General features: G+C 68.8%; 18 protein-coding genes. 1 reads left to right on the forward strand and 17 read right to left on the reverse strand.

The genetic code is table 11. The features are described from left to right. Positions 1-10: 10 nt before the first annotated feature. The 17 genes from Q664_RS15665 to Q664_RS57740 form a co-directional block, all read right to left on the reverse strand. The gene (locus Q664_RS15665; protein ID WP_043395326.1) at positions 11-2,194 is read right to left on the reverse strand and encodes a glycosyltransferase family protein; all 2,184 of its coding nucleotides are present in this window, start codon (positions 2,192-2,194) and stop codon (positions 11-13) included. After that, positions 2,191-2,919, reverse strand: coding sequence for a class I SAM-dependent methyltransferase (locus tag Q664_RS15670; RefSeq protein WP_152622123.1), 729 nt, complete (start codon positions 2,917-2,919; stop codon positions 2,191-2,193). Before Q664_RS15670 ends, Q664_RS15665 begins: the two co-directional genes overlap by 4 nt. 106 nt (positions 2,920-3,025) lie before the next feature. Further along, positions 3,026-3,223: a hypothetical protein gene (locus Q664_RS15675; protein ID WP_043395331.1), complete on the reverse strand. Its 198-nt coding sequence runs from the start codon at positions 3,221-3,223 to the stop codon at positions 3,026-3,028. 134 nt (positions 3,224-3,357) lie between these two features. Next, the gene (gene cglE, locus Q664_RS15680) at positions 3,358-3,954 is read right to left on the reverse strand and encodes an adventurous gliding motility protein CglE (protein WP_043395333.1); all 597 of its coding nucleotides are present in this window, start codon (positions 3,952-3,954) and stop codon (positions 3,358-3,360) included. An 80-nt stretch (positions 3,955-4,034) separates the two neighbouring features. Then, complete coding sequence (locus Q664_RS15685) at positions 4,035-5,945, reverse strand: AgmX/PglI C-terminal domain-containing protein (protein ID WP_043395335.1); 1,911 nt, start codon at positions 5,943-5,945, stop codon at positions 4,035-4,037. A gap of 47 nt (positions 5,946-5,992) precedes the next feature. Continuing rightward, a complete protein-coding gene (locus Q664_RS15690) occupies positions 5,993-6,274 on the reverse strand; it encodes a hypothetical protein (protein WP_043395337.1) in 282 nt (93 codons plus the stop codon). Between the two features lie 178 nt (positions 6,275-6,452). Next, the gene (locus Q664_RS15695; protein ID WP_235216714.1) at positions 6,453-7,832 is read right to left on the reverse strand and encodes a tetratricopeptide repeat protein; all 1,380 of its coding nucleotides are present in this window, start codon (positions 7,830-7,832) and stop codon (positions 6,453-6,455) included. A 44-nt stretch (positions 7,833-7,876) separates the two neighbouring features. Further along, entirely contained in the window at positions 7,877-11,506 is a 3,630-nt protein-coding gene (locus Q664_RS15700) for a tetratricopeptide repeat protein (RefSeq protein WP_043395339.1), read from the reverse strand. A gap of 277 nt (positions 11,507-11,783) precedes the next feature. Further along, on the reverse strand, positions 11,784-13,316 hold the full coding sequence (locus Q664_RS15705) for a tetratricopeptide repeat protein (protein ID WP_043395341.1): 1,533 nt from the start codon (positions 13,314-13,316) through the stop codon (positions 11,784-11,786). A gap of 10 nt (positions 13,317-13,326) precedes the next feature. Then, positions 13,327-14,424: an outer membrane beta-barrel domain-containing protein gene (locus tag Q664_RS15710; RefSeq protein WP_043395343.1), complete on the reverse strand. Its 1,098-nt coding sequence runs from the start codon at positions 14,422-14,424 to the stop codon at positions 13,327-13,329. A 14-nt stretch (positions 14,425-14,438) separates the two neighbouring features. After that, complete coding sequence (locus tag Q664_RS15715) at positions 14,439-15,254, reverse strand: outer membrane beta-barrel domain-containing protein (protein WP_043395395.1); 816 nt, start codon at positions 15,252-15,254, stop codon at positions 14,439-14,441. 257 nt (positions 15,255-15,511) lie between these two features. Beyond that, complete coding sequence (rplC, locus tag Q664_RS15720) at positions 15,512-16,186, reverse strand: 50S ribosomal protein L3 (RefSeq protein ID WP_043395345.1); 675 nt, start codon at positions 16,184-16,186, stop codon at positions 15,512-15,514. 143 nt (positions 16,187-16,329) lie between these two features. Further along, entirely contained in the window at positions 16,330-17,103 is a 774-nt protein-coding gene (locus tag Q664_RS15725; RefSeq protein ID WP_043395347.1) for a hypothetical protein, read from the reverse strand. Between the two features lie 32 nt (positions 17,104-17,135). Continuing rightward, on the reverse strand, positions 17,136-17,537 hold the full coding sequence (locus tag Q664_RS15730; protein ID WP_235216715.1) for a hypothetical protein: 402 nt from the start codon (positions 17,535-17,537) through the stop codon (positions 17,136-17,138). A 136-nt stretch (positions 17,538-17,673) separates the two neighbouring features. Beyond that, the gene (locus tag Q664_RS15735; protein ID WP_043395351.1) at positions 17,674-18,771 is read right to left on the reverse strand and encodes a HupE/UreJ family protein; all 1,098 of its coding nucleotides are present in this window, start codon (positions 18,769-18,771) and stop codon (positions 17,674-17,676) included. A gap of 36 nt (positions 18,772-18,807) precedes the next feature. Next, positions 18,808-19,368, reverse strand: coding sequence for a hypothetical protein (locus tag Q664_RS15740; RefSeq protein WP_043395353.1), 561 nt, complete (start codon positions 19,366-19,368; stop codon positions 18,808-18,810). Continuing rightward, positions 19,365-19,520: a lmo0937 family membrane protein gene (locus tag Q664_RS57740; RefSeq protein ID WP_143195608.1), complete on the reverse strand. Its 156-nt coding sequence runs from the start codon at positions 19,518-19,520 to the stop codon at positions 19,365-19,367. The genes Q664_RS15740 and Q664_RS57740 overlap by 4 nt, the downstream gene beginning before the upstream one ends. A gap of 263 nt (positions 19,521-19,783) precedes the next feature. On the opposite strand from Q664_RS57740, the gene Q664_RS15745 reads away from it, so the two are divergent. Beyond that, positions 19,784-20,497: a lytic transglycosylase domain-containing protein gene (locus Q664_RS15745; RefSeq protein WP_043395355.1), complete on the forward strand. Its 714-nt coding sequence runs from the start codon at positions 19,784-19,786 to the stop codon at positions 20,495-20,497. The last annotated feature ends 96 nt before the right edge of the window (positions 20,498-20,593 follow it).

A 20,593-nucleotide genomic window follows, 5' to 3' on the forward strand; every position in this document is an offset into this window, starting at 1 on the left:
GCCAGGAGCTCTACTGCGCCCGCCTCCGGGACCGGCGCTGGAGCACTCCCGTGGCGGCGAGCACCCCCACCGCCACGGCGCTCGTGAGGGAGCCCGCCAGGAGCCCCGGCGTCCGGTACTCGAAGCGCACCACGTGCCGCCCCTTGGACAGGGGCACCGCGCGCACGGCGTGGTTGGCCGGATACATCGGCAGACGCCGGCCCTCCTCGCTCGCCTCCACGCCCGCGAAGTACGACTCGTTGAGCACCAGCATGCCCGGTGAGGAGAGCGTGACCTCGACCTCGACCACATCCCCCTCCCGGCGGATGCGCTCCACCGGCCGGGCCGGACCCGTGGGCGCGTGCTTCAGGCTCGCGTCCACCCCTTCCGCCTCGGCCTCCAACACCACCTCCCCACCGGGACGGAAACGCGAGGAGCCCAGGTAGTCCACCACCTGGGCACGCGGCAGCACGGTCACTCCCCCGGTGACATACGCGCGCGGCAGGAAGCGCCGCAACGGCACCGCCATGGCATCGGCGCGCTCGTCATGGCCCAACGCCTGCTCGCGCTGCTCCGGCCTCAGCTCGGATGGCGAGGCGATGAAGAGCCGCGAGCCGAACACGCCCGCGAGCTTCCCCACCCACTGCTCCTGGTTGCGCAGCACCAGCTCGTTGTACCGGGCGGAGAAGCCCTGCAGGTACACGTTGGCCGTGGGCAGCCCGTGCAGCGCGCCCCGCAGGGGGATGAGCGCCGCGTTCTGCACCGCGTCCAGTTCCGGACCCGGCTCGTGGGACCGCGCCGGCTTCCACAGGAAGACGTAGTTGAAGCCCTCGCCCGACACGCCGTTGCGCTGGAGCACCTCCGCGAGCGGGGGCGGCGCGTAGAAGTCCACCGGGGCGGTGAGCACCAGACGGCCATTGGCGAGTCCCAGGTCCAGCGCCACTCCCGCGAGCGCCACGTACGACAGCACCGGCACGAGCGCCCGGCGCCATGCCGCCAGCGCCAGGGCCCCGGCGAGCAACAGGGCCCACGAGGCGGGCCCCCATACACCCATGAAGGTTCCGGCCCCCGCGGCCAGCGCGCATAGCGCTCCCGGGAGGAAGCGCGAGCGATCCCACCGCAGGACCTGTTGGGCGCCCCGCGCCGCCAACAGCGGAAGGGCCAGCATGACGGGGCCAATGGCCTTGACGGGGAACTGGAACGACTTCCAGAACGGGACGATGGCCGAGAAGAGCGACCACAGGGGGGTGGCCGAGCCCGTGGCGAGCACCAGCGAGACCAGGGCGATGCCCACCAACTGAAACCGCAGCCTTCCCCGCGCCAGGCTCCCCCCGAGCACGAGCGCCACCACCCCGAGACCCAGGTAGGTCATCTCGAACATGACGTCGCGGCCCGCGAGCGCCCCGGGGTCCACCATGCCGGAGAGCTGGTGCAGGTCGAACCGCCAATAGTCCGGACTGACGATTCCCGCCCCGCTCGAGCGCGGGGACTCGCGGAAGAGCATGAGCGAGGGCACGAGCTGCACCGCGGACAGCGCCACCGCGAGCACCGTCCCGAGCGCGAGCGACCGGGCCGGGCGCACCCACTGCCGGGGCCGCGTGGGCCGCACCATCAGCACGGCGGCGCCCATCAGGCCCATGATGGACAGGTGCGGATCCCCCGCGAGCAACATCCACGCGAGCGACAGCGCGAGCACCACCGGGCGGAGCCGCCCACCCGTCCGGCACCGCAGCGCGCCCCACCACAACCACGGCAGCGCCGCGGCCGCCAGGGACGTCGCGGTGAACTCGGTGACCCCGAGGAAATAGGGGCCCAGCGTGTAGGCGGTGGCCGCCAGCGCCGCGAATACCGGACGCAGGCCGAGCGCACGGCCCAGACGCCAGGTGCCCAGCAGGGCAGTGGGCACCGGCACCAGCATCTGGAGCACGAAGGCGGCGTGGAACGGCAGCACCGTGAAGAACACCGTGCTCGGGTGGAACGTGCTGATCACGGGCACGGCGATGAACGGCATGCCCAGTCCATCCCACGGCCACCACTCCGGCAACGTGCCCGCGCGCAGCGACTCGCTCAACACGCGCTTGAGGGGCACGAACAACCGGCCCATGTCGCGCCGGAAGGGCAGCTCGCCCAGGAAGAGGAGCCCTCGGAAGACGAAGAGCGCGACGGCCACCGGCACGAGCAGCGGCCCGAGCGCCCGCAGCCGGCGCCCGCTCATAGGGGCTTGCGGCCCTCGACGAGGAACTCCGCCGTCAGCGGAGAGTCCCCGTGGAGCGACAGCAGCGTGCGCACGAGCGCGAAGACGGGCACCGCCTCCAGGCTGCGCAGGCGGGGGAACAGCGTCCAGCGCCCGGTCAGCTTCTTCGTCGTCAGCCCGAGCAGCGACGGCAGGAGGAACATCTCGAAGGTGACGGTGGAGGCGGTGGAGCCGATGGGGTCCACGCGAGACACCTCGAAGCCCGCCTCCCGGAACCAGCGCGCCCAGCCCTCGGCGTCCTCGAGGTGCACGTGCCGGAACTGCTGGTCGATGGCCTCGCACACCGTGCGCGAGAGCGACTCCAGCCCCAGCCGCTCCAGGGTCCGCGACGTGGCCATGTGCGAGGCCCAGTCCCGGTTGGGCAGGAAGGCGTAGACGACCCCGCCTGGCTTGAGGGACCTGTAGATGGTGCGCAGCGCCGCACCCAGGTCGGGGACGTGCTCGAGCGAGCAGTTGGCGATGCAGCTCCCGAAGAACGACTCCGGCAGCCGCGCGCGGGTGATGTCGGCGAGTATCACGTGTGAGTAGGCCTGCGAGGCCTGGGCCCGCCGGCCCTCGTTGCCATCGATGTCGATGCCCCACACCTCGGCGTCCTGGAAGGCGAGCCGGGCGAACAGGCCATCTCCACATCCGACGTCCAGGATGGGGCCCTCGCACTTGAGATCCCGCATCAAGTGCAGGCGCACGCACTCCTTGATGGCCAGCGCGGTGGGGGCGTAGGGGTAATAGCTGCGGTGGGGGCGTAGGGGTAATAGCTCTGGAAGTCGCGGAGCGTGATCTCGATCTCGTCGCTCATGAGTCGTGTGGCCGGCGCGCCGTGGCGGCAAGCACCCAGCCAAAGGAGCAGGTGCTCGATGACGTCCATCGCTCGGCCGCGCTGGACTCACGCACCACCCGCGCCGCCGTGCTCACCAGGGGGCCTTGATACAGGCGCCACGGGAGCCGGAGCTTGAGCGGGTGATTGGAGAAGTAGTCGACCGCTTCGGGCATGGGGAGGCGGAACTGCGAACGCCCGATGCTTCCCGAAGCGATGACGGTGAGTCAAGCACGGTGTACCGAGGGTCCGCCCTCTCCTCCTCGCCGAGCAGCCAGGAGCGGCGTGCGGCGGCGGGCCCGAGGTCCACTCAGAACGTGTACTTCACCCGCGGGAAGAAGGCGAAGGTGGGGATGTTGGGCCCGATGAGGTAGCGGGCCAGGAAGTCCGCTCCCACCGAGAAGTGATCCATCGGCGTCGCGTACTCGATGCCGATGCCCAGCCCCGCGTTCGGCGCCGTCAGCGCCGCTCCCGGGTCTCCACTTCCCACCGGCGCCGGATCCAACCGCGACAGGCCCGCCGCCACCTTCGGCATCAAATACAGACGGTCCGCCAGCGGCACCATGTACGCCGCCGTCACGTCCGCGAACATCACCGTGAAGTTGTCGGACATGCTGCACACGTTCGTGCCTGGCATGTACCCGGCGAAGCAGTTCGCCGCCGATGAGCCCAGCCCGAAGTGCACGCCCATCGAGATCTTGTCCGTCAGGTCGTACCCCACGCCCAGCTGCAGGTACGACTGCGCGTTCGAGTAGATGTTCTCCCCGCCCAGCGTGAAGAACGCGCCGATATCGGCCTCGGTGAAGAAGCCGCGGCGGACCTCCAGCGGGACACCTTCCGGCGGCGTGGCCGCCAGAGCGGTAGTGGGCAGCATCGCGAGCACGGCGGCCAACAGCGGCTTCTTCATATCGGGACGACCCTCACCCTGACCCTCTCCCAGAGGGAGAGGGGTTCTTGACTCGATTGGTGATGCGCAAGCGCGTGCGGCTACTCACCCGCCGGCGAGAACAGCCACGGGTACGTCACCGCCACCACACCGCCGCCCTTCGGCTCGGGGAACTTCCAGCGGCGGATGCGCGAGAGCATGCAGTTCTCCGCCGCCGAGCTGTTCAGCGTGGTCTCCGTCACGTTCGCCTCCGACACCCCGCCCGCCGGATCGATCGTGAAGGCCACCGCCACCTTGCCCGCGAGGCTCGGGTTCTTGTTGAGCTCGGTCTCGTAGCAGTACTTGATCTCGTTCTGGTGGCTCCGGATGATCTTGGCGATCACGTCCTTGTCCAGACCGCCGATCACCGTGGTCTTGCCGGGGACGATCTTCGTCACCGTCTTGCCACGGCCCGCCAGGTCGATGCCGCCGCCATCACCCGCGCCGCGGCCCTTGCCCTTGGTGCCCAGGCCACCGAGCCCCAGCGCGGTACCGCCACCGCCCGTGCCCGAACCCCGCGAGCCGAGTCCGCCCACGCCCTGCGCATCCCCGAGACCCGCACCGCTCTTGAGGCCACCCAGCGCGTTGTTGATGCCCGTGCCCAGGCCACCCGGACCGAAGACGTCGGAAGCGCCACCCTTCAGGCCCTTCATCGCGCCCAGCAGGCCCACCCGGCCCACCACCTTGCGGTCCTGCTCGCGCTTGTTCTTGTTGACGATGTGGGTGCCCGGCTTGGAGGGATCTGCCTCGGCCTTCTTCGCCTCCTCCTTGCCGAACTTGCCTTCCTCGTCCTTGGCCTTGGCGCCTTCCTCCGCGCCCTTCTGCTCGAAGCGCCTGGTGTCGATCTGCTTCGCCGGCTGCACCAGGAACTTCGCCACCCGCTGCTGGCTCGCGAAGATGTCGTCGGTGGACGGAGCCTCGGAGCGAGGCGTGAGCAGCATGGCCGCCAGGAACGCCCCGGCCGCCAGGAAGCTGATGCCGGCGATCTTGAACCAGGTGAAGTCCGCCTCGCCCAGCGTGTTCACCGCCACGGCCGGCGAGGGCTTCACGTAGCGCACCACGAAGGTGAGCGTGCCCAGCGACACCTCGGCCCGGTCATGCAGGCCCAGCGTGTACGTGTGCTCCTTGCCCGAGGCCGTCAGCTTGCCCTCGGCGCGCAGGCCGTCCTTGGTGCGCACGTCACCGTTGTGGGTGACGATGACGCCAGAGGACTCGGGCACGTGCAGCTCGTACAGCTCGCCGCGCCCCACCGCCAGCACGTGACGCGTCCCCACCTCGGACTCGAAGACGTGGAAGAAGTTCTTCTTCGCCTCGCCGATGGTGACCGGCACTCCGTCCCGGAAGTGCTGGATGGACATCATCTGATCGCCCCAGAGCAGCTGCACCTGGAGGACCTTGGCGTCCTTGGTGGGCAGGGCCTCGGGCGGCAACGGCTCGCGGATGTGCGCCGCCACGAGCGAGCGCGCCGTCCGGGCCGCCGGAGCCTGCTTGCTCCGCACCACCTGCTCGGGAGCCGCCCGGTTGCGCAGGCCCGGCGGCACCATCCGGTTGCCCACCTCCGGAGCGCGCGGCTCCGGGGCTCGAGGGTGCAGCACGGAGCCCTGCAGCCCCACCCCACCCTCCACCTGCGCGCCCGTTGGAGGAGGCGGCGGCTCCGTGTTGCCGAAGAGCACCTCCACCTGCGAGCCACCCAGCATCAGCACGTCACCCGATTCGAGCGTCCTCGGTCCCACCACCCGCTGACCGCCCACCTGCGTGCCACTCTCGCTGCCCAGGTCGATGGCCGTCACCGAGCCCGTGGACTCGACCTTCAACATCACGTGAAGGTTCGACACCCGAGGGTCCAGCAGCTTCACCGCCGCCTGAGCGCCCGAACCCACGATGACGCTCTCGGCCTCGGACACGGCCTCGTGCACGGAGCCATCCGGTCCGGTGATCCTCAACCTCAATCCGTTCTTCTTCCCCGCCGCCATAGAGGATCCTTCCTCCTCCCTTCCACCCGCCATGCCCACGCCGCTCATTAGAGGTTGTCCACCGACTTCTGCAGCTCGGGATTGAAGTTGTCGCGAACCCGGATGAGGCTCTGGAAGTCCGTCTTCTTCCGGTTGAGCACGTACGAGCCCTCGGGCTTCGTGAGCTCGCCCTCCACCGCCATGTCGGTGAAGTCGATCGTCGTCTTCTTTCGGACGACGACCTTGTCCTCCTCCTGGATGACCTTCACCTGGGTCTTCGGCTCGTCCTCCGCGAGTGCCGGCCCCGCCCACAACGCCACCACCGCCACTGCCGCTGCCAGTCGTCTCATGTCAGGCCTCCTCGTCGGATGGGACAGCGGGTCCCGGATGAGGTTCCTTCCAGCTTCCTTGCACGCTCTGCACCAACGTCCCGGGTCGTGGAATGCCGCGAAATCCCTGTGAAGCGTTTCCACTCGCTCCCCGTGAGGCCCCAGTAAGTGGAAAAATTTTCCCACTGGGACCGGTAGGTTATTCGGCCCGCGGGGCCTCGGCCGGAGGCTCGGCCGCCGGCCCGCCCTGCTCCGGCGATGCCGCCGCACCATCGACAGGCGCGGCACCACTCTCACCGGGCGCGTCGGCGGGCGCGCCCTCCCGCGGCGCCGTCTCATCGGACACCTTGTCGAGCATCGAACCACTGCCTCCGACCGCGGCCGGATTGGGCGCGTTCTCCTCGGGCGCGGCCTCGGGCTGGCCAGTCTTGCGCATGGCCGCGATGCCCTGGAGCTTCGAGTCGATCATCTGCTTGTCCTGCGCGCTCGTGGAGCCCAGGTCCTTGCAGCGCTGGAGGAAGCCCTCGGCCTTGTCCCAGCCGGCGCGCTCGACGGCGTAGGCCCAGCCCGCGCCACAGAGGGCCTCGGGCTGCTCCGCGCGCAGCGAGAGCACCTTCTCGAAGGCCTCGCCCGCGGCGAGTCCCTTCTTGGCATCGCGGCCCTTCTGCCCGTCCAGCGCATAGGCGTAGTAGAGCCAGGCCTCGGACGAGCCGGGCTCCAGCTCCACGGCCTTGGAGAAGGAGCGCTCGGCACCGGCGTAGTCGCGCCAGGCCAGCGCCATGGCGCCGAGGTTGAGGTAGCCGGGAGCGAAGCGCTCGTCGAGCGACACGGCCTTCTGGAACTGCGCGAGCGCGCGGGGCCGGTCCTCCAGCTTCAGGTAGATCATCCCCAGGTTGTTGTAGATGCCGGGGTCCTTCTCATCGAGCTTGCGCGCGTTGGCGAGCACCAGCTCCGCGAGCCGGTACTTCCCCTGGTCGTAGTAGACGAGCGCGAGGTTCTTGTACGCCTCGGCGTCGTCCGGATGGCGCGCGAGCACGCGGCGGGCGGTGGCCTCGGCCAGCTCGTGCTTGCCTGCGAGCCGGTAGGCCACGGTGAGGTTGTTGAGCAGCGAGGCCTCGTGCTCGCGGCCCTTCACCTTCAGCCCTTCCTCGTAGAGGGCGATGGCGTCCTCGTACTTCTCCTGCACCCGGTACAGGCGGCCCAGGTTGAGCAGCGTGGGCACGTGGCCGGGCTCGAGGAAGCGGACCTTCTCATAGGCGGCCTGCGCGTCGGCGATGCGGCCCTGGCGCTCGGCGATGACGCCCAGGTTGAACTGGGCATTGAGGCTCTGCGGCGCCTTGTCCACCACCTCGCGGAAGCCCTCCTCGGCCTTCGCGTAGTCACCCGCGTCGAAGGCGGCGACGGCCTGGGCGAAGACCTCCCGCATGTCGCGCTCCTTCTTCGTCTCGGCGACGGGAGCGGGAACAGCGGGTGCCGGGGCCTCGGTGGTGGCCACCGGCACGGGCTTCACCTGCGAGGTCGTGGCGCACGCGGTCGTGAGGGCCAGCGTGGCGGCGGCGAGGGTGCGGCGGAACGCCATGAACGTACTCCCTGCGGATGCCTGCGGATGCATGAGCGTCACCTTCACGGCTGGGCCTCCCCGGAAGCGGTGGGCGGAATGGGCGCCGCGTTGCCCGCGGGAGCCGGGGTCTCATTGGACGAGGGAGCCGGAGCGGCGGGCTCCTGGGCGGCGGGAGTGGACTGGCTGACCTCGGGGAGGCCTGGCTCCTTGGCCACGTCCGAGGTGACGAAGAACTCGCTGCCGCGGAAGGGCACCTGGCGCACCTGGGCGTAGGCACCGGGGCGGTAGCGGTTCACCTGGTCCTGCGCGGCCAGGGTCCACTCGTTGTAGAGCGACAGCTCGTAGGCCTTGCCCAGCGCCTTCTCGAGCGCCTCGGTGGCCTTGTCCTCCAGCGGGAGCGCGAGGTTCTCCAGCTCGGCGCGGTACATGGCCGTCTGCTCCTCGTCGAGCCCCGAGGGATCCGGCGACTCGAGGATGTTGCGCGCGAAGTCCGCGTAGGCGAGGCCGATGCGGGTGAGCGCGGCGATGCCCCACTCGCCCGAGCCGGTGCCGAGCACGTCCACGTAGGCCTTCTCCAGCTTCTGGATGGACTGCTGCTTGGCGGCGAGGTCGCGCCGGATGGTGGCCACGCGCTTGAAGCGGATGTCCACGTAGCGCTCCCAGTCACCCTCCACCGCGAGGAAGCGCGCGTGGCCGTAGGCGTCCAGGAGGTCCGGCCGCTGCTTCTCCTGCTGGGACAGCTTCGCCCAGCCGCGGACGAGCTCGCCCTGGACGCGCTCGGCGTCGCGGGCGTTCTTCAGCTTGCGGTAGGCGATGAGCTGCCGGTAGCGGGCCAGGTAGAGCTGGGCGGCCGAGGTGCGCGAGTCACGCCCGTACGTCCCGGCGAAGGACTCGAAGGCACGGGCGGCCTCGGCGGACTTGCCGTCCTTCTCGTGGACGAGGCCGATGTTGTAGGCGAGCTGCGGCACGTCCGGCCGGTCCTTGAAGCGGGCGATGTACGCGCGGTAGGAGGAGATGGCCTTGTCGGACTCGCCCACGCCCTCCCACCAGAGGCCGGCGTTGAAGAGCGCATCCGGCACCCAGGCGGTGGCCTCGGTGAGCAGCTGGCGGCGTTCCTCGTCCTTGCTGGCGCGGGCCTCGCCGGCGCTCGGCGCGTCACCGGACATGGACTCCTTCTTCGCGTCCTTGCCCTTGGCGCCCTTACCCTTGCTGGCCACGGGCTTCGCCTTGCGAGCCGCGGCGGCGCGGGTGGCGGAGTCATGGGCGTCCACGAAGGCGGCGTACATGGCGGCGGCCTTGCGGAACTCGGCGAGCTTCTCGTAGAGGCGCGCGAGCGTGTAGCGGATCTTCGGCTCGAAGGGGCTGCCCGCGTAGTCGGTGAGGACGCGCTCGCCGGCGGCCACGCCGCGGTCGAGCTGCCCGGCCTCCTGGAAGATGACCATGGCCGAGGTGAGCGCACGGTCCGCGTTCTCCGACCTGGGGAACTCCTTCACGTAGTCGAGGAAGAGCTCGGCGGCCTTCGCCGGGTTCTTCTCCTTCTGGTAGACGACCTCGTGGATCCACTTGTACTGCGAGCCCTGGACGACGCGGGCCACGCGGGCGGCGAACTCGGGGCTGGGCTTGAGCAGCTTCTCGTTGGCGAGGAACTGCCGCGAGAGCTTGTTGAGCTCGAGCCACTCCTCGCGGGACTCGAGCACGTACATGGTCAGGTCCGCCGCGTCACGCGAGCGCCGCTCGGCGGGGAACTTGTTGATGATCTCCCCGAAGCGCTTCGCCGCGTCCATGTAGTGGTGGCGGTCGTAGACGATGAGGGCGGCCTGGTAGCGCAGGTCGATCTCATCCGGGTTGTCCGGGTAGAGCGAGTTGTACGTGTCGCACGCGGCGACCAGACGCTCCTCGAAGCGCGTGAGCGGCTCCTCGGCCTGATCCGTGTCCTTCTTGGTGATGCGGCCCTTCTTCTCGACCTGGCCCTTGGACTTGTTCTCGTCGACCTTCTGGCCGTCCTTGAGCTCGCTCTTGGCGAGCTGGCCGCGCTCGATCTTCACGAGCTTGTCGTAGGCCATGATGGCGGCGAAGGAGGCGTTCTTGCGGTAGGACTCGTTGGAGACCTCGCGGGCCGAGTCGCGCTCCGGAATCTTGAAGGCGACCACGGCGTCGTACTGGGCGGCGGCGGCCTCCCACTCCTCGAGGGCCCAGAGGATCTCCGCGTAGAAGAACCGCATGTTGAAGGCGGAGTCGGAGATGAACTCGGGCTCATCGCTGGTGGCGAAGGTGTCCACGTACTGCTTGTAGATGTCGCGGGCGAGCCGGTACGTCTCCACCTGGCGCGTCTTCTGCGCTTCCTGGTGGTAGTCGGTGACCATGACGCGCATGGCCTCCTCGGTGACGCTGAAGGCATTGCGCAGGACGGACTTGTTGCCCGTGTTCGTCTGCCACCACGCGCCGCCGGGCCGGTACAGCTCCACCATGCGCTTCATCTCGGCGCGCACCTGGTTGCGCTGGCGCAGGCCCTCGTAGGAGCGGACGATGGACTGCTGGTACTCGGGCGCCCCGGGGCCCATGGGCCTGTCCTTGATCAGGACGCGGTACGTCTCGATGGCGCTGTCGTACAGACCCACCTCCATGAGCTGGGCGGCCATCTTGGAGATCAGCCGCTCCTGCCGCTTCTCGGGGGCCTTGGCCTTGAAATAGGCGATGCCCTCCTTCGACTTGTCCAGCTTGACGTAGAAGACGATGAGGTCGTTGAGCGACTCGGTCTTCAGGTCACCCAACTCCTCGCCGCGCTCACCGGCGTAGTCCACCACCTCGTGCAGCTTCGCGAGGCCCTCGTCGTAGGCGCCGCCGTTGTAGTCGCACCACGCCAGCTTGTAGACGGCATAGGCGTAGACCTTGGGCACCTTCGAGGAGCGCGCCTTCTCGTAGTAGGAGCGGGCCTCCTTGAGCTTGTTGTTGTCGAAGTAGTGGTTGCCCAGCTGGACGTAGGTGTCCGGGACGAACTGCGACTGGGGGAACTCCTCGACGAGCTGCAGGTAGCGCTTCACCGCGTCATCGCGCCGGCCGAGCTCCTGGAGGTTGTAGCCGAGGTAGAAGAGGATCTCGTCGCGCTGGGGCCAGTCCACGTAGCCGCCCAGCAGGTCCTCGTAGATGCGCATCGTCTCGGCGCGGAAGCGCTCGCTCTCGCGGTGATCCTGCTTGGGCGCCTCCAGCTTCTCGCCGCGGGCGGTGGCCGCGTCGAAGGCCTTCTCCTCCTGGAGGTAGCGGTTCATCTCCTGCTGGTAGAGGTACTTGGACTTCTCCCAGTAGAGCTCGGCGAGGCGGTAGAGCATGTCCGCCCGGCGGTGCGAGCCTTCCTGAAGCTTGGGGATCAGACGCTTGAAGCCCTCGATGGCCTCGTCACGCTTGCGGTCCGCCAGCCCGTCCTTCCTGGCATCGGCGATGCGCGGCGTGTTGTCCGATCCCGGACCCATGCGCGCGGGACCCATGCGGGCCGGACCCTGGCGCTCGGGCTCCTTCTCCTGGGAAGTGGCTCCCTTGGCGGAGACCTCCTTCTCCTTGGAAGGGCCTTGCTTGGACGAGACCTGCTTGCGCGCGGCCTGGGAGGACTTGCCCGAGCGCTGTGCCGCCTCCCCTGCTCCGCCCGCGGTGAGCGCCACGCCCACCGCCAGCGCACCGAAACGAAGGACCGCCTTCATGCGAGCTCCTGTGGAGGGTGCGAGGAAAAAAAGAGCGCGCCCCTCCAGCTCCACGAGAAGCCGGGCCGCCCCCATCGCCTCCCTCACCACCTACCGAAAGGGACGAGGGAAAGTAGAAATGCGCAGTTGGAATGAGAAGTGCTCCACCTGGGAAGATCCGTGGGATCCGACCCGGGTGGGCACCGCCAGCATTCAGGGCTGAACAAAGACGAAGGGGCGGAACCCGAGCGCATGCGCCCGGGCCCGCCCCCTCGGATCCTCCACCCCCGTAGAGGATCTATTTCTGCTGGAGCTTCGCCGGACAGCCGCGCTTCAGCGTGTACTGGTAGTAGCCGATCTCGTCGCGCCAGAACTCGCCCTGGAACTTCCAGTAGTTCCACGCGGCCCCGGGCATCTTCGGCCGGTAGATGGACTGGGACTTCAGGACTGCCTTCTGATCCACGCCCGCCAGCAGCAGGTCCTTCTCGTCGAGCGCCGTCTGCACGCGGATGATCTCCGCCTGGTCCGCGAAGGTGCGCAGGTTCCGCGCGGCCTCCTGCAGGCGGCTCTTGGCGAAACGTCCGCCAATCTGCATCAGCGTGCCGCGCACCTCCTCCAGCGAGGAGGTGATCTCCGGCACCATGCCCGTGCCCTGCCAGTTGCCCTGGGCGGCCACCTCGCGCTTCTCGGCGTCCACCTGCTCGATCATCCGCATCACGTCCTGGATGCGCTCGTTGCCGCGGATCCACAGGTAGATGGGGCGCGGCAACCGCCGGTTCTCCGCCGCCACCAGGTTGTAGGCGCTCAGCAGATCCACGTCCTCGCCGGAGAACGGCTCGAGCTGCTTCGCCATGGGCTCGTAGAGCTGCTCGTAGGCCGTCAGCGTGGTCTTCACCTCGTCGAAGAGGCAGCTGTAGTAGTAGACGGTCGCCTTGAGGATCCACGACTCGGGCTGGAAGGCGCCCTCGAACTGCGGGGCGTGCAGCGCCTGGAGGCTGCCGAGCGCCCCGCCGAAGTCCTCGTTCTGGAAGCGGGCGAAGCCGTTCTCGAAGAGGGCCTGATCCCAGAAGCGGGCGTAGCGCGGCACGTCCTCGTAGGAGGCAACGGCCTGCGGGTACTCGTGGCGGCCGTAGTGCAGGCGGCCGATGCCCAGCAGGGCGAGCTGCTTCACCTCGTCATGGGCGAGCTGCGGACCCTTGGCGTCCAGCGCGCCCTTGAAGGCGGCCAGGGCGGCGGCATCCAGCGCGTCCGCCTCGGCGGGACGGCCCGGGAAGTGTGGATCCGCCAGCACCACGCCCAGCAGGTAACGGGCACGGGCGTAGACGCGGCTGTCGGACGGCACGGCCTCGAGCAGCGCGCGGGCCTCCTCGAAGCGGCCGCGGCGCTGGCGGATGGTGGCCACCTGGTACTGCACGCGCGCCAGCACCTCGCGCGGCAACCTCACCCACTTGTCCTGCACCATGGGCGTGTAGGCCTTGTCGAGGATGTTGGGCACGAGGTTCTGCTCGTTGAGCTGCTGCTGCACGTCCACCAGCCCCTCGAGCGCCTGGAAATAGGACGGGTGCTGGGGGCCGGCGTTGACGATGGCCGCGTAGGCGACGAGCGCGCTGATGGGCAGCTTCTTCCGGGCGTACGTCTGCGCCAGGTAGTACTCGGACCGGGCGCGGATGTCGGAGTCCCCCGCGTTGGCGGACAGCTCGAAGAAGAGCGGGGCCGCGGCGTCCAGCTTGCCCGCGTTGAAGCTCGCGAGCGCCTGGTTGTATGCGTTCATGTCCTGCGCGGAGGCCAGCGGCGCGAGGACCAGGAAGGTGGCGAGAATCAGTCGGTGCATGGCGCGTGTCTCAGAAGAGGATGGAGAAACCGCCGTAGAAGCTGAGGTTGTTGAGCACGTCCGAGGACGGGTTGCTGACCAGGTCCTTCCCCAGGACGATGTCCTCGCGGTAGTTCTTGCGTGTCTTCGGGTCCACCCCGTCGAACTTCTGGAACTGGCAGCTGCCCGTCAGGCCCAGCTGCGAGAAGCTCTGGCCGGAGCCGCGTGCGTCCTCCAGCTTCTGGAAGTCCTGGAGGTTGCAGCCGTCCACCCGGTCCACGCGGGCGGTGTAGATGAGATCCCTCACCTCCAGGCGCAGCGCCATGGAGTCGCCGAACTGCACGCGGAAGCCGCCGCCCACCGAGCCGAGGAACTTCGTGCCCGTGTCACCGAAGCGCGCCGGCACCGTGAAGGACTCGCCATCCACCTGATTGGAGACCTCGGGGCGGACGAGCACGCGCGTGGAGCCGATGCCCGCGCCGCCGTTGAGCACCAGGCTGAACTGCAGCAGGTGGTTGTCGTAGAAGGCGAACTTGCCGTACAGCGGCGTCACCTCCACGCCCGCCTGCGCGCCCCACACCAGCAGCAGCGCCGAGGCCGCCTGCGCCTGCTCGCGCACCTTGTCGATGAGCTCCAGGTTGAAGAGGCTCTCGTTGGAGTACCAGTTGTACGTGCTGGAGACCTGCAGGCCGAAGTTCTCCTGCAGGTGGTAGGTGTAGTGCAGCGCGCTGCCGGCGTGGTCGGTGAAGCGGCCATTCACCTGCGCCACCACCGGGTAGAGCGTGAACTCGTGCCGGCCCTCGTCCGCGAAGCGCTTCTTCTGCACCACGTGGACGGCCACGTTCGGGTTGTGCAGCGGCGCCCCGTTCACCAGGCGCTGCGCATTCGGATCCGACACCGGCTGCAGCTCGGGCTCCCCGGCCGTGGCCAGCGGCGCGTCCGAGGGAGCCACGGGCGCCTGGGTGTCCAGGGGCTCGGGCACGGCCGGTGCGGAGACGTCGGTCTCCGGGGGCTCGAGCTCCGGCTTCACGGGGATGGGCGCCGTCTCCGAGGGCGGCGCCGGGGTCTCCTCCTGCGCGGTCGCCAGCGTGGCGGACAGGAGAACGGCGAGGAACGCGGTCGGTCGCATGCGGGACGTCAGCCTCAGAAGATGAAGGAGTAGCCGATATCGAACTGCACCAGATGCGTCAGGCCCGGGTTGGGCGCGGGCGTGCCACTCTCCTCGCCCCGCTCCCAGAGCTCGCGCTCCACGTTCACGCGGTACTCGTCCGTGAAGACCCAGTCGCGCAGCTCGAAGCGCAGCGCGTGCCCGTTGGACAGGAAGAAGCGGAAGCCCACCGCCCCGGTGGCCACCGGCGCCATGCGCGTGTCCACGCGCCAGAAGGACTGCGTCGCGCTGAGGCTGTTGTTCGGATCCGTGCGGTTGTCGCAGATGCCCAGGTCGCGGTTCACCACCTGGTTGCACTGGATGACGGACTGGCGCCGCAGCGAGGCCAGCCCGCCACCCGCCCACAGGTAGGCCTGGAAGTGGGCCGTCTCATCCGCCAGCAGCGACAGCTTGCCGTAGATGGGCGCCCAGCGGGCCCCCACCACGCCGTGCAGATTCATCTCCCACATGTCCTCGAGCTCGTCCGTGATCTTCTTGTCCTCACGGGCGAGGAAGCTCTCGGAGATGGAGCGCGCCAGGCCCGTGTGGCGGCTGAGCGCGTAGCCGGCGCGGGCCTCGAGGGCGAGCGTGTTGAAGAAGTTGTAGGCGAGGCCGGCGTTCAGGTTGTAGTGCGCGGTGAGGTACTCGCGCGCGGGCAGGCCCACCGAGACGGACGCCTCCAGCCGCTGCTCCGGAGAGAAGAGCCGGTGGCGCACGGCGGCCGGGTCCAGCACCTGCTCCTGGGCGGAGGCGGACAGCGCCGTCAGCACCAGGGCCAGCGAAACGAAACGGGGAAGGTTGCGTGCATTCATGACCGTGTGGCGCAGACATGTGGGCACGCGATCACCCAGGAGCAAGAGACCAGGCTCACTCGGGGTGTGCTTTCGTCTACACACGGCATGCCAGCGCACGCTGGCCAACGTTTCCGGAGTCCGGAAACACGAACGCCCCGCCCGGAGGGTAGCCGGTGCGGGGCGTCGATGAACCTGCGGCGGTGCCTGGAGTCTCGGTAGGACGATGGTCCGGCCCTCCCCCGGGTGAGGGAGGGGGCACACGCAGGGGAGACAGCTTACTTCGAGCGAGCCGCCTTGTGCTGCTCGCGCAGCGCCACCTTGATGCTCGGGCGCACGATGACGATGCCGTCGTTGTGGCCGGCGATGGTGCCCTTGATGAGCAGCAGGCCCTTCTCCACGTCCACGTCCACCACGGCCAGGTTCTGGGTGGTGACCTGATCCACGCCGTAGTGACCGGGCAGCTTCTTGTTGGGGTACACACGGCCGGGCGTCTTACGCTGGCCGATGGCGCCCGGGTGACGGCGGTACTCGTGCGTGCCGCGCGTGGCCGTCTGCGAGCCCTTGAACTTCCAGCGCTTCATGACGCCCTGGAAGCCGCGGCCCTTGGTGACGCCGGTGACGTCCACCAGCTGGCCCTTGGTGAACAGGTCCGCCTTCACGGCGTCGCCCACGTTGAAGCCGGCGGCCTCCTCGGTGGAGACGCGGAACTCCTTCACGTGACGGCGCAGCTGCGCGCCGTTCTTCTTGAAGAAGCCCACCTCGGCCTTGCTCAGGTTCTTCTCGCGAACCTCGCCAAAGCCCAGCGTCACGGCCGAGTACTTGTCCTTCTCCGGCGTCCGCTTGCCCACGACCTGGCAGGTGTTGACGTCGACCACCGTCACCGGAACGAGGTTGCCCTCGTCGTTGAACACCTGGGTCATTCCAATCTTCTTACCAATCAAACCCTTCACGTCGTCCTCACAACCCGCGCCAATCGCGCGGAAACATCAATGATTTCAGCAGTTTGCGTCCGACTTCAGTTCCCCGGACGCCAGGAAGCGGCGCAATGTAGCAGCTCGCCCCCTACCGTCAAGCACGGCGGGAGGGAGGGGCTTCACTGCGCGCGATCCAGCCGGGGGTAGAACGGTGCGAGCTGCGCGTCCTGGATGCGCTGGGCGTACACGTCCTCGCCGAGGAGGAACAACGCCTGGTCCAGATAATCCTCCGCGGCCTGGACCTCGGTCTCCTTCTCGGCGATCGCCTGGTCGATCTCCGCCATCACCTGGTCGACCTGCTCCTTGTGGGCGGTCATCTCGTCTTCCATGTCCAGCCTGCGCTTGTGCGCCAGGATGCCGGGCGCACCGGGCTGACCGGGCCTGGGGGTGAGCGCCAGCTCGACCTGCTTCTCCAGGTCTTCCACGTCGCGCGCCAGGCGCATCATCGTGATGCGGTTCTTCTTGATGTTGTCGCGCGAGGCACCCAGCCTGGACTCGTCGGTGGTGACGAGCTCCAGGTCGGCGTGCTTCTTCTCCAGCTTCTTGAGCGCGTCCTGGGCGTAGCGGAGATCCGCGCGGCGGTTGGACAGCGTCTTGCGGAGGGTCTTCGTCTGCCCCTCCACGGCGTCCACCGCCTTCTTCCACTTCTTGACGATCTCGAACTCGGCCGCCCGCTTGTCCTCGTACTGGGCGAGGTAGTCCTGCCAGGCCGCGTCCTCCTCGTTCAGCTGCTGCTCGAGCGCGGCAAGCTCGTCCCGGCGGGCCACCAGCGCCGCCTCGGCGCGGTAGACACGGTCCATGGTCCGCGGACAGTTGGGCTTGCCCGCCAGGCGATCTCTCGCGAGATCACCGAGCTGGAAAATCAGATCGTTGTAGCTCTCCACCTTGGCCATGGGCGTGTTTTACGCCCAAGGCCAGCGAGCTGTCAGCTATCGGCCGGAGCGGCGGCGGCCGAGGAGAGGTTGGCCTCGGCGGCGGCCTGGGCGGCGCCCTCGGCCAGGGCGAAGAGCTCCCGGGCCCGGTCCTGCTCCTCGGTGCGGTTGAGCTCGCAGACCCAGGCGCTGGACAGGTCCGCGTGCTGGCGGGCCAGTTCGGCGGTGGACTCGTAGCGGGCGGCCGAGGCACGGGCGAAGGCCCCCTCCCGGCGCAGCTCCATCACCGTGTCCTCGTCGAGGGTGATCTCCTCGGGCGGTACCGGCAGTGGCCCGCGACCGAGCGCCGCCAGCCGGGCCAGCAGCCGCGAGGCGTGTGCCCTGCAAAAAGCGGCGAGAACCATCAGCCGCGCCCGCCCGCGGCTATCGCCGAGTCGCTCGGCCAACATCGTCATACGACGCGCCGAAACCACTTCGGACTCCCATGCCGCGGCCAGTGCTGCGGCCAAGCGGGTATGCCTTGCGCCCATCGGCCCTCCCCAGGTGCTGCCCCCAATCCCGCGAGCAAACTAGGGATGGACTCGCGCGGATTCAACCGATCGGGCCCCAGGCACGCTCCATGAACCAATATCCGCCGGCCGCGAGGATGAGGAGCGACAGAGCACGCACTGTCCGCTGGTGCACCCCGGGCCGGCGCTGCACGAGCCGGACGAGGGGAAACAGCAGGGCGACCACGGCGGCCTGCCCCAGCTCCACGCCGAGGTTGAAGCCGAACAGGCCCGTCACCACCGAGTCACCCAGGCCGTAGCTCCCCAGCACGCTGGCGAAGCCGAAGCCGTGGATCAGTCCGAAGAGGAACGTCAGCAGGGCCCGGTGGCGGTGCTCGCGCAGCACCAGGTTCTCCAGGGCCACCCAGATGATGGAGAGGGCGATGGCGGCCTCGACCCAGCGCGTGCGCGCGTCGTCCAGGAGGATGAAGCCCAGCGCGGTGGCCCCCAGGGTGAGGGAATGGGCCAGGGTGAAGGCCGTCACCAGCAGCAGCACCCGCCGGAAGCCGCCTCCCACCAGCAGCAGGGCCAGCAGGAAGGCCAGGTGATCGATTCCCCCGAAGATGTGGACCAGGCCCAGGCCCACCCAGTCGAGCAGCCCCGAGACGCGCTCGCGCTCCGGCTGTCCGGGCCCGGACACTCCGGATTCAGACACGACGAGTGTGGGTTGGGAGGCATCCGCGAAGCGCTGTCCCTGCTCGCCCTGGATGTAGCTGCCGAGCACCACCTTGTAGTTGGACGGCAGCACGGACAGCAGGGAGAAGCGCTGGCGGAGCTCGCCGGGCGCGCACTGGAAGGTGGCGCCGAGCTCCACGTAGGACACACGCAACCGGGCGGTGGTGGCGCCACGGGTGCAGGGCTGGCCCCCGGCGCTCAGCGGCATGGCGTCCCAGATGCCCACGGCCAGTGCCGGCGCCCGAGCGTCCAGGTCCGCCTGGGTGAGCACGCCGTCCCCGTCCGCGTCCGCGGGGATGAGCAGGGCGAGCGAGCCCGCCGTGAGGGTGATGCGCTCATGCACCTCCGGCCCCCCCGCCACGGGGCGCCAGAGCTGCGCATAGAGGATGTCCGCATCGTGGGCGCTCGCGCTCCCGGCCACCACCAGGAGAACGAGCGAGAGCGCCAGCCGGGCCGTCCGCCTCATCGGCCCCGGAGACTGCCCCCGGGGGCGGGCTTCCGTCTACTCCTGGATGAATTCCAGGTGGATCTGCTGCCGGCCACTCAAGCCCCCGTGCCGGGAGCCGCAGCGCGGACAGAAGAGCGGACCCTCCCAGTCCCAGAGGGCCTTCACCTCCTCGCCGCAGCACACCAGGGGGATGATCCGCAGGTCATCCGTGTCCGGAGCCATGGGTCCGGGCAGGGCCTCGGGCTCCACGCTGACGAAGGTGGGCCGCGGGTTGAGCGACAGGGTGCGCGACACGTAGGCCAGCTGCTCGTAACGCACGTGGTTGGCCCAGGCGCGCGCCACGGCCTCCACATGCGCCTGCTGGCTCGGGGTGAGCCACTCGTCCCCCGGAGCCCGGTGGCCACAATAGAGGCACCACCAGTCCGGCACCTCGTCGAAGCTCTCGTGAGCGTTCTCGAAGGGGAAGAGCGAGGCGAGCCGGCGCTGGAGGATGCTCGCATCGTGGCGGCAGGGCCGCGTCTTGAAGTCCCGCTGGCACTGGGGACACTCGCGCCGCACGAAGCCGCTCGCGTCCCGCGGCAGCTCCAGATCGATGATGGCTGGAGCCCGCCTCATGCCAGGGCTCCCCTGCCCCGCCGCGCCAACGCGAGGATCAACGTCACCATGGAGAAAATCAATAGAAGGTGAATCCACCTGCCCTCGGTCGAGCCGCTGATCAGCCCGAGCACCCACAGCACGAACAGGATCGCACTCATCGTCCAGTACACGCCGCCCACTCCTCTCCCGATGGTCTCGGAACCGTGCGCAAAACTGGGACGCCTGGCCGGTTGCGGCAACCCCTCCTTTCGACAGTCTCACGGTGGGCAAAGGCGTTCCCAGATCGGACATTTTTTCCGGTCCCCCACTTCCCACCTCCCACGTCGTCCTCGTGATTCCAGGCGTTTGCCGGATGGCACGCGGGGTGCTTTGTGCCGCGGTCATCTGCCACACGGACGCGGGGCCCGTTCGGAGCGCGTGGGGAGGGAGTGTCATGAGAGGGTGGACGGTGGCGATGGTGACGGCGGGGATGCTGGTGGGGATGGAGGCGGGGGCCTTCCAGCCCTACTTCCCAGGGGAGAGCAGTCCAGAGGTGGCGGAGCTGCGCGCGAAGCTGGCGGCGCAGGAGGCCCATGTGGCGCGGCTCGAGGAGGAGGCGGCGCTCTATACGGAGGCGGAGGCGTTGGGGGTGGTGGCGGCGGTGCAGGCCTCACGGCTGCCCGAGCGCCAGCAGCGGCGGCTGGCCACGGCGATCGTCCGCGAGGCCAGGCGCAACAAGGTGGACCCCATGCTGGTGGTGGCGGTCATCCGCTGCGAGAGCTCCTTCAACAACTACGCGGTGTCGCACGTGGGAGCCATGGGTCTGATGCAGGTGATGCCGGACACGGGCAACTACCTGGCGGACCGGGCGGGCTTCAAGCTGCAGCGCCACACCAATCTGTTCGATTCGGAGCTGAACGTGGAGCTGGGCACGGCCTATCTGGCCGATCTCATCGAGCGCTTCGGCTCTCCGGAGCGGGCGCTGGTGGCGTACAACGCGGGGCCGGGGCTGGCGAAGAAGATCCTCGCCAAGAAGGACAAGCGCGAGCGCTTCATGGCGGGCTATCCGGCCAAGGTGATGAAGGAGTTCCGCCGCCTGAAGGCCCAGCAGGCGCGCGAGATCTCCCTGAGGGAAGCGCAGAAGCAAACATCTGGCGGACCGGGGTGATGGGTGGAGAACAGTCAGCTCGACTGGTCTCCGACAGTGCGGCGGTTTTTTCAGGGATGTGACTGCCTTTCCCGGGAAAACGGAAGCACTGTACGC

Origin of the sequence: Archangium violaceum Cb vi76, from assembly GCF_000733295.1 — a bacterium.
GTDB lineage: Bacteria > Myxococcota > Myxococcia > Myxococcales > Myxococcaceae > Archangium > Archangium violaceum.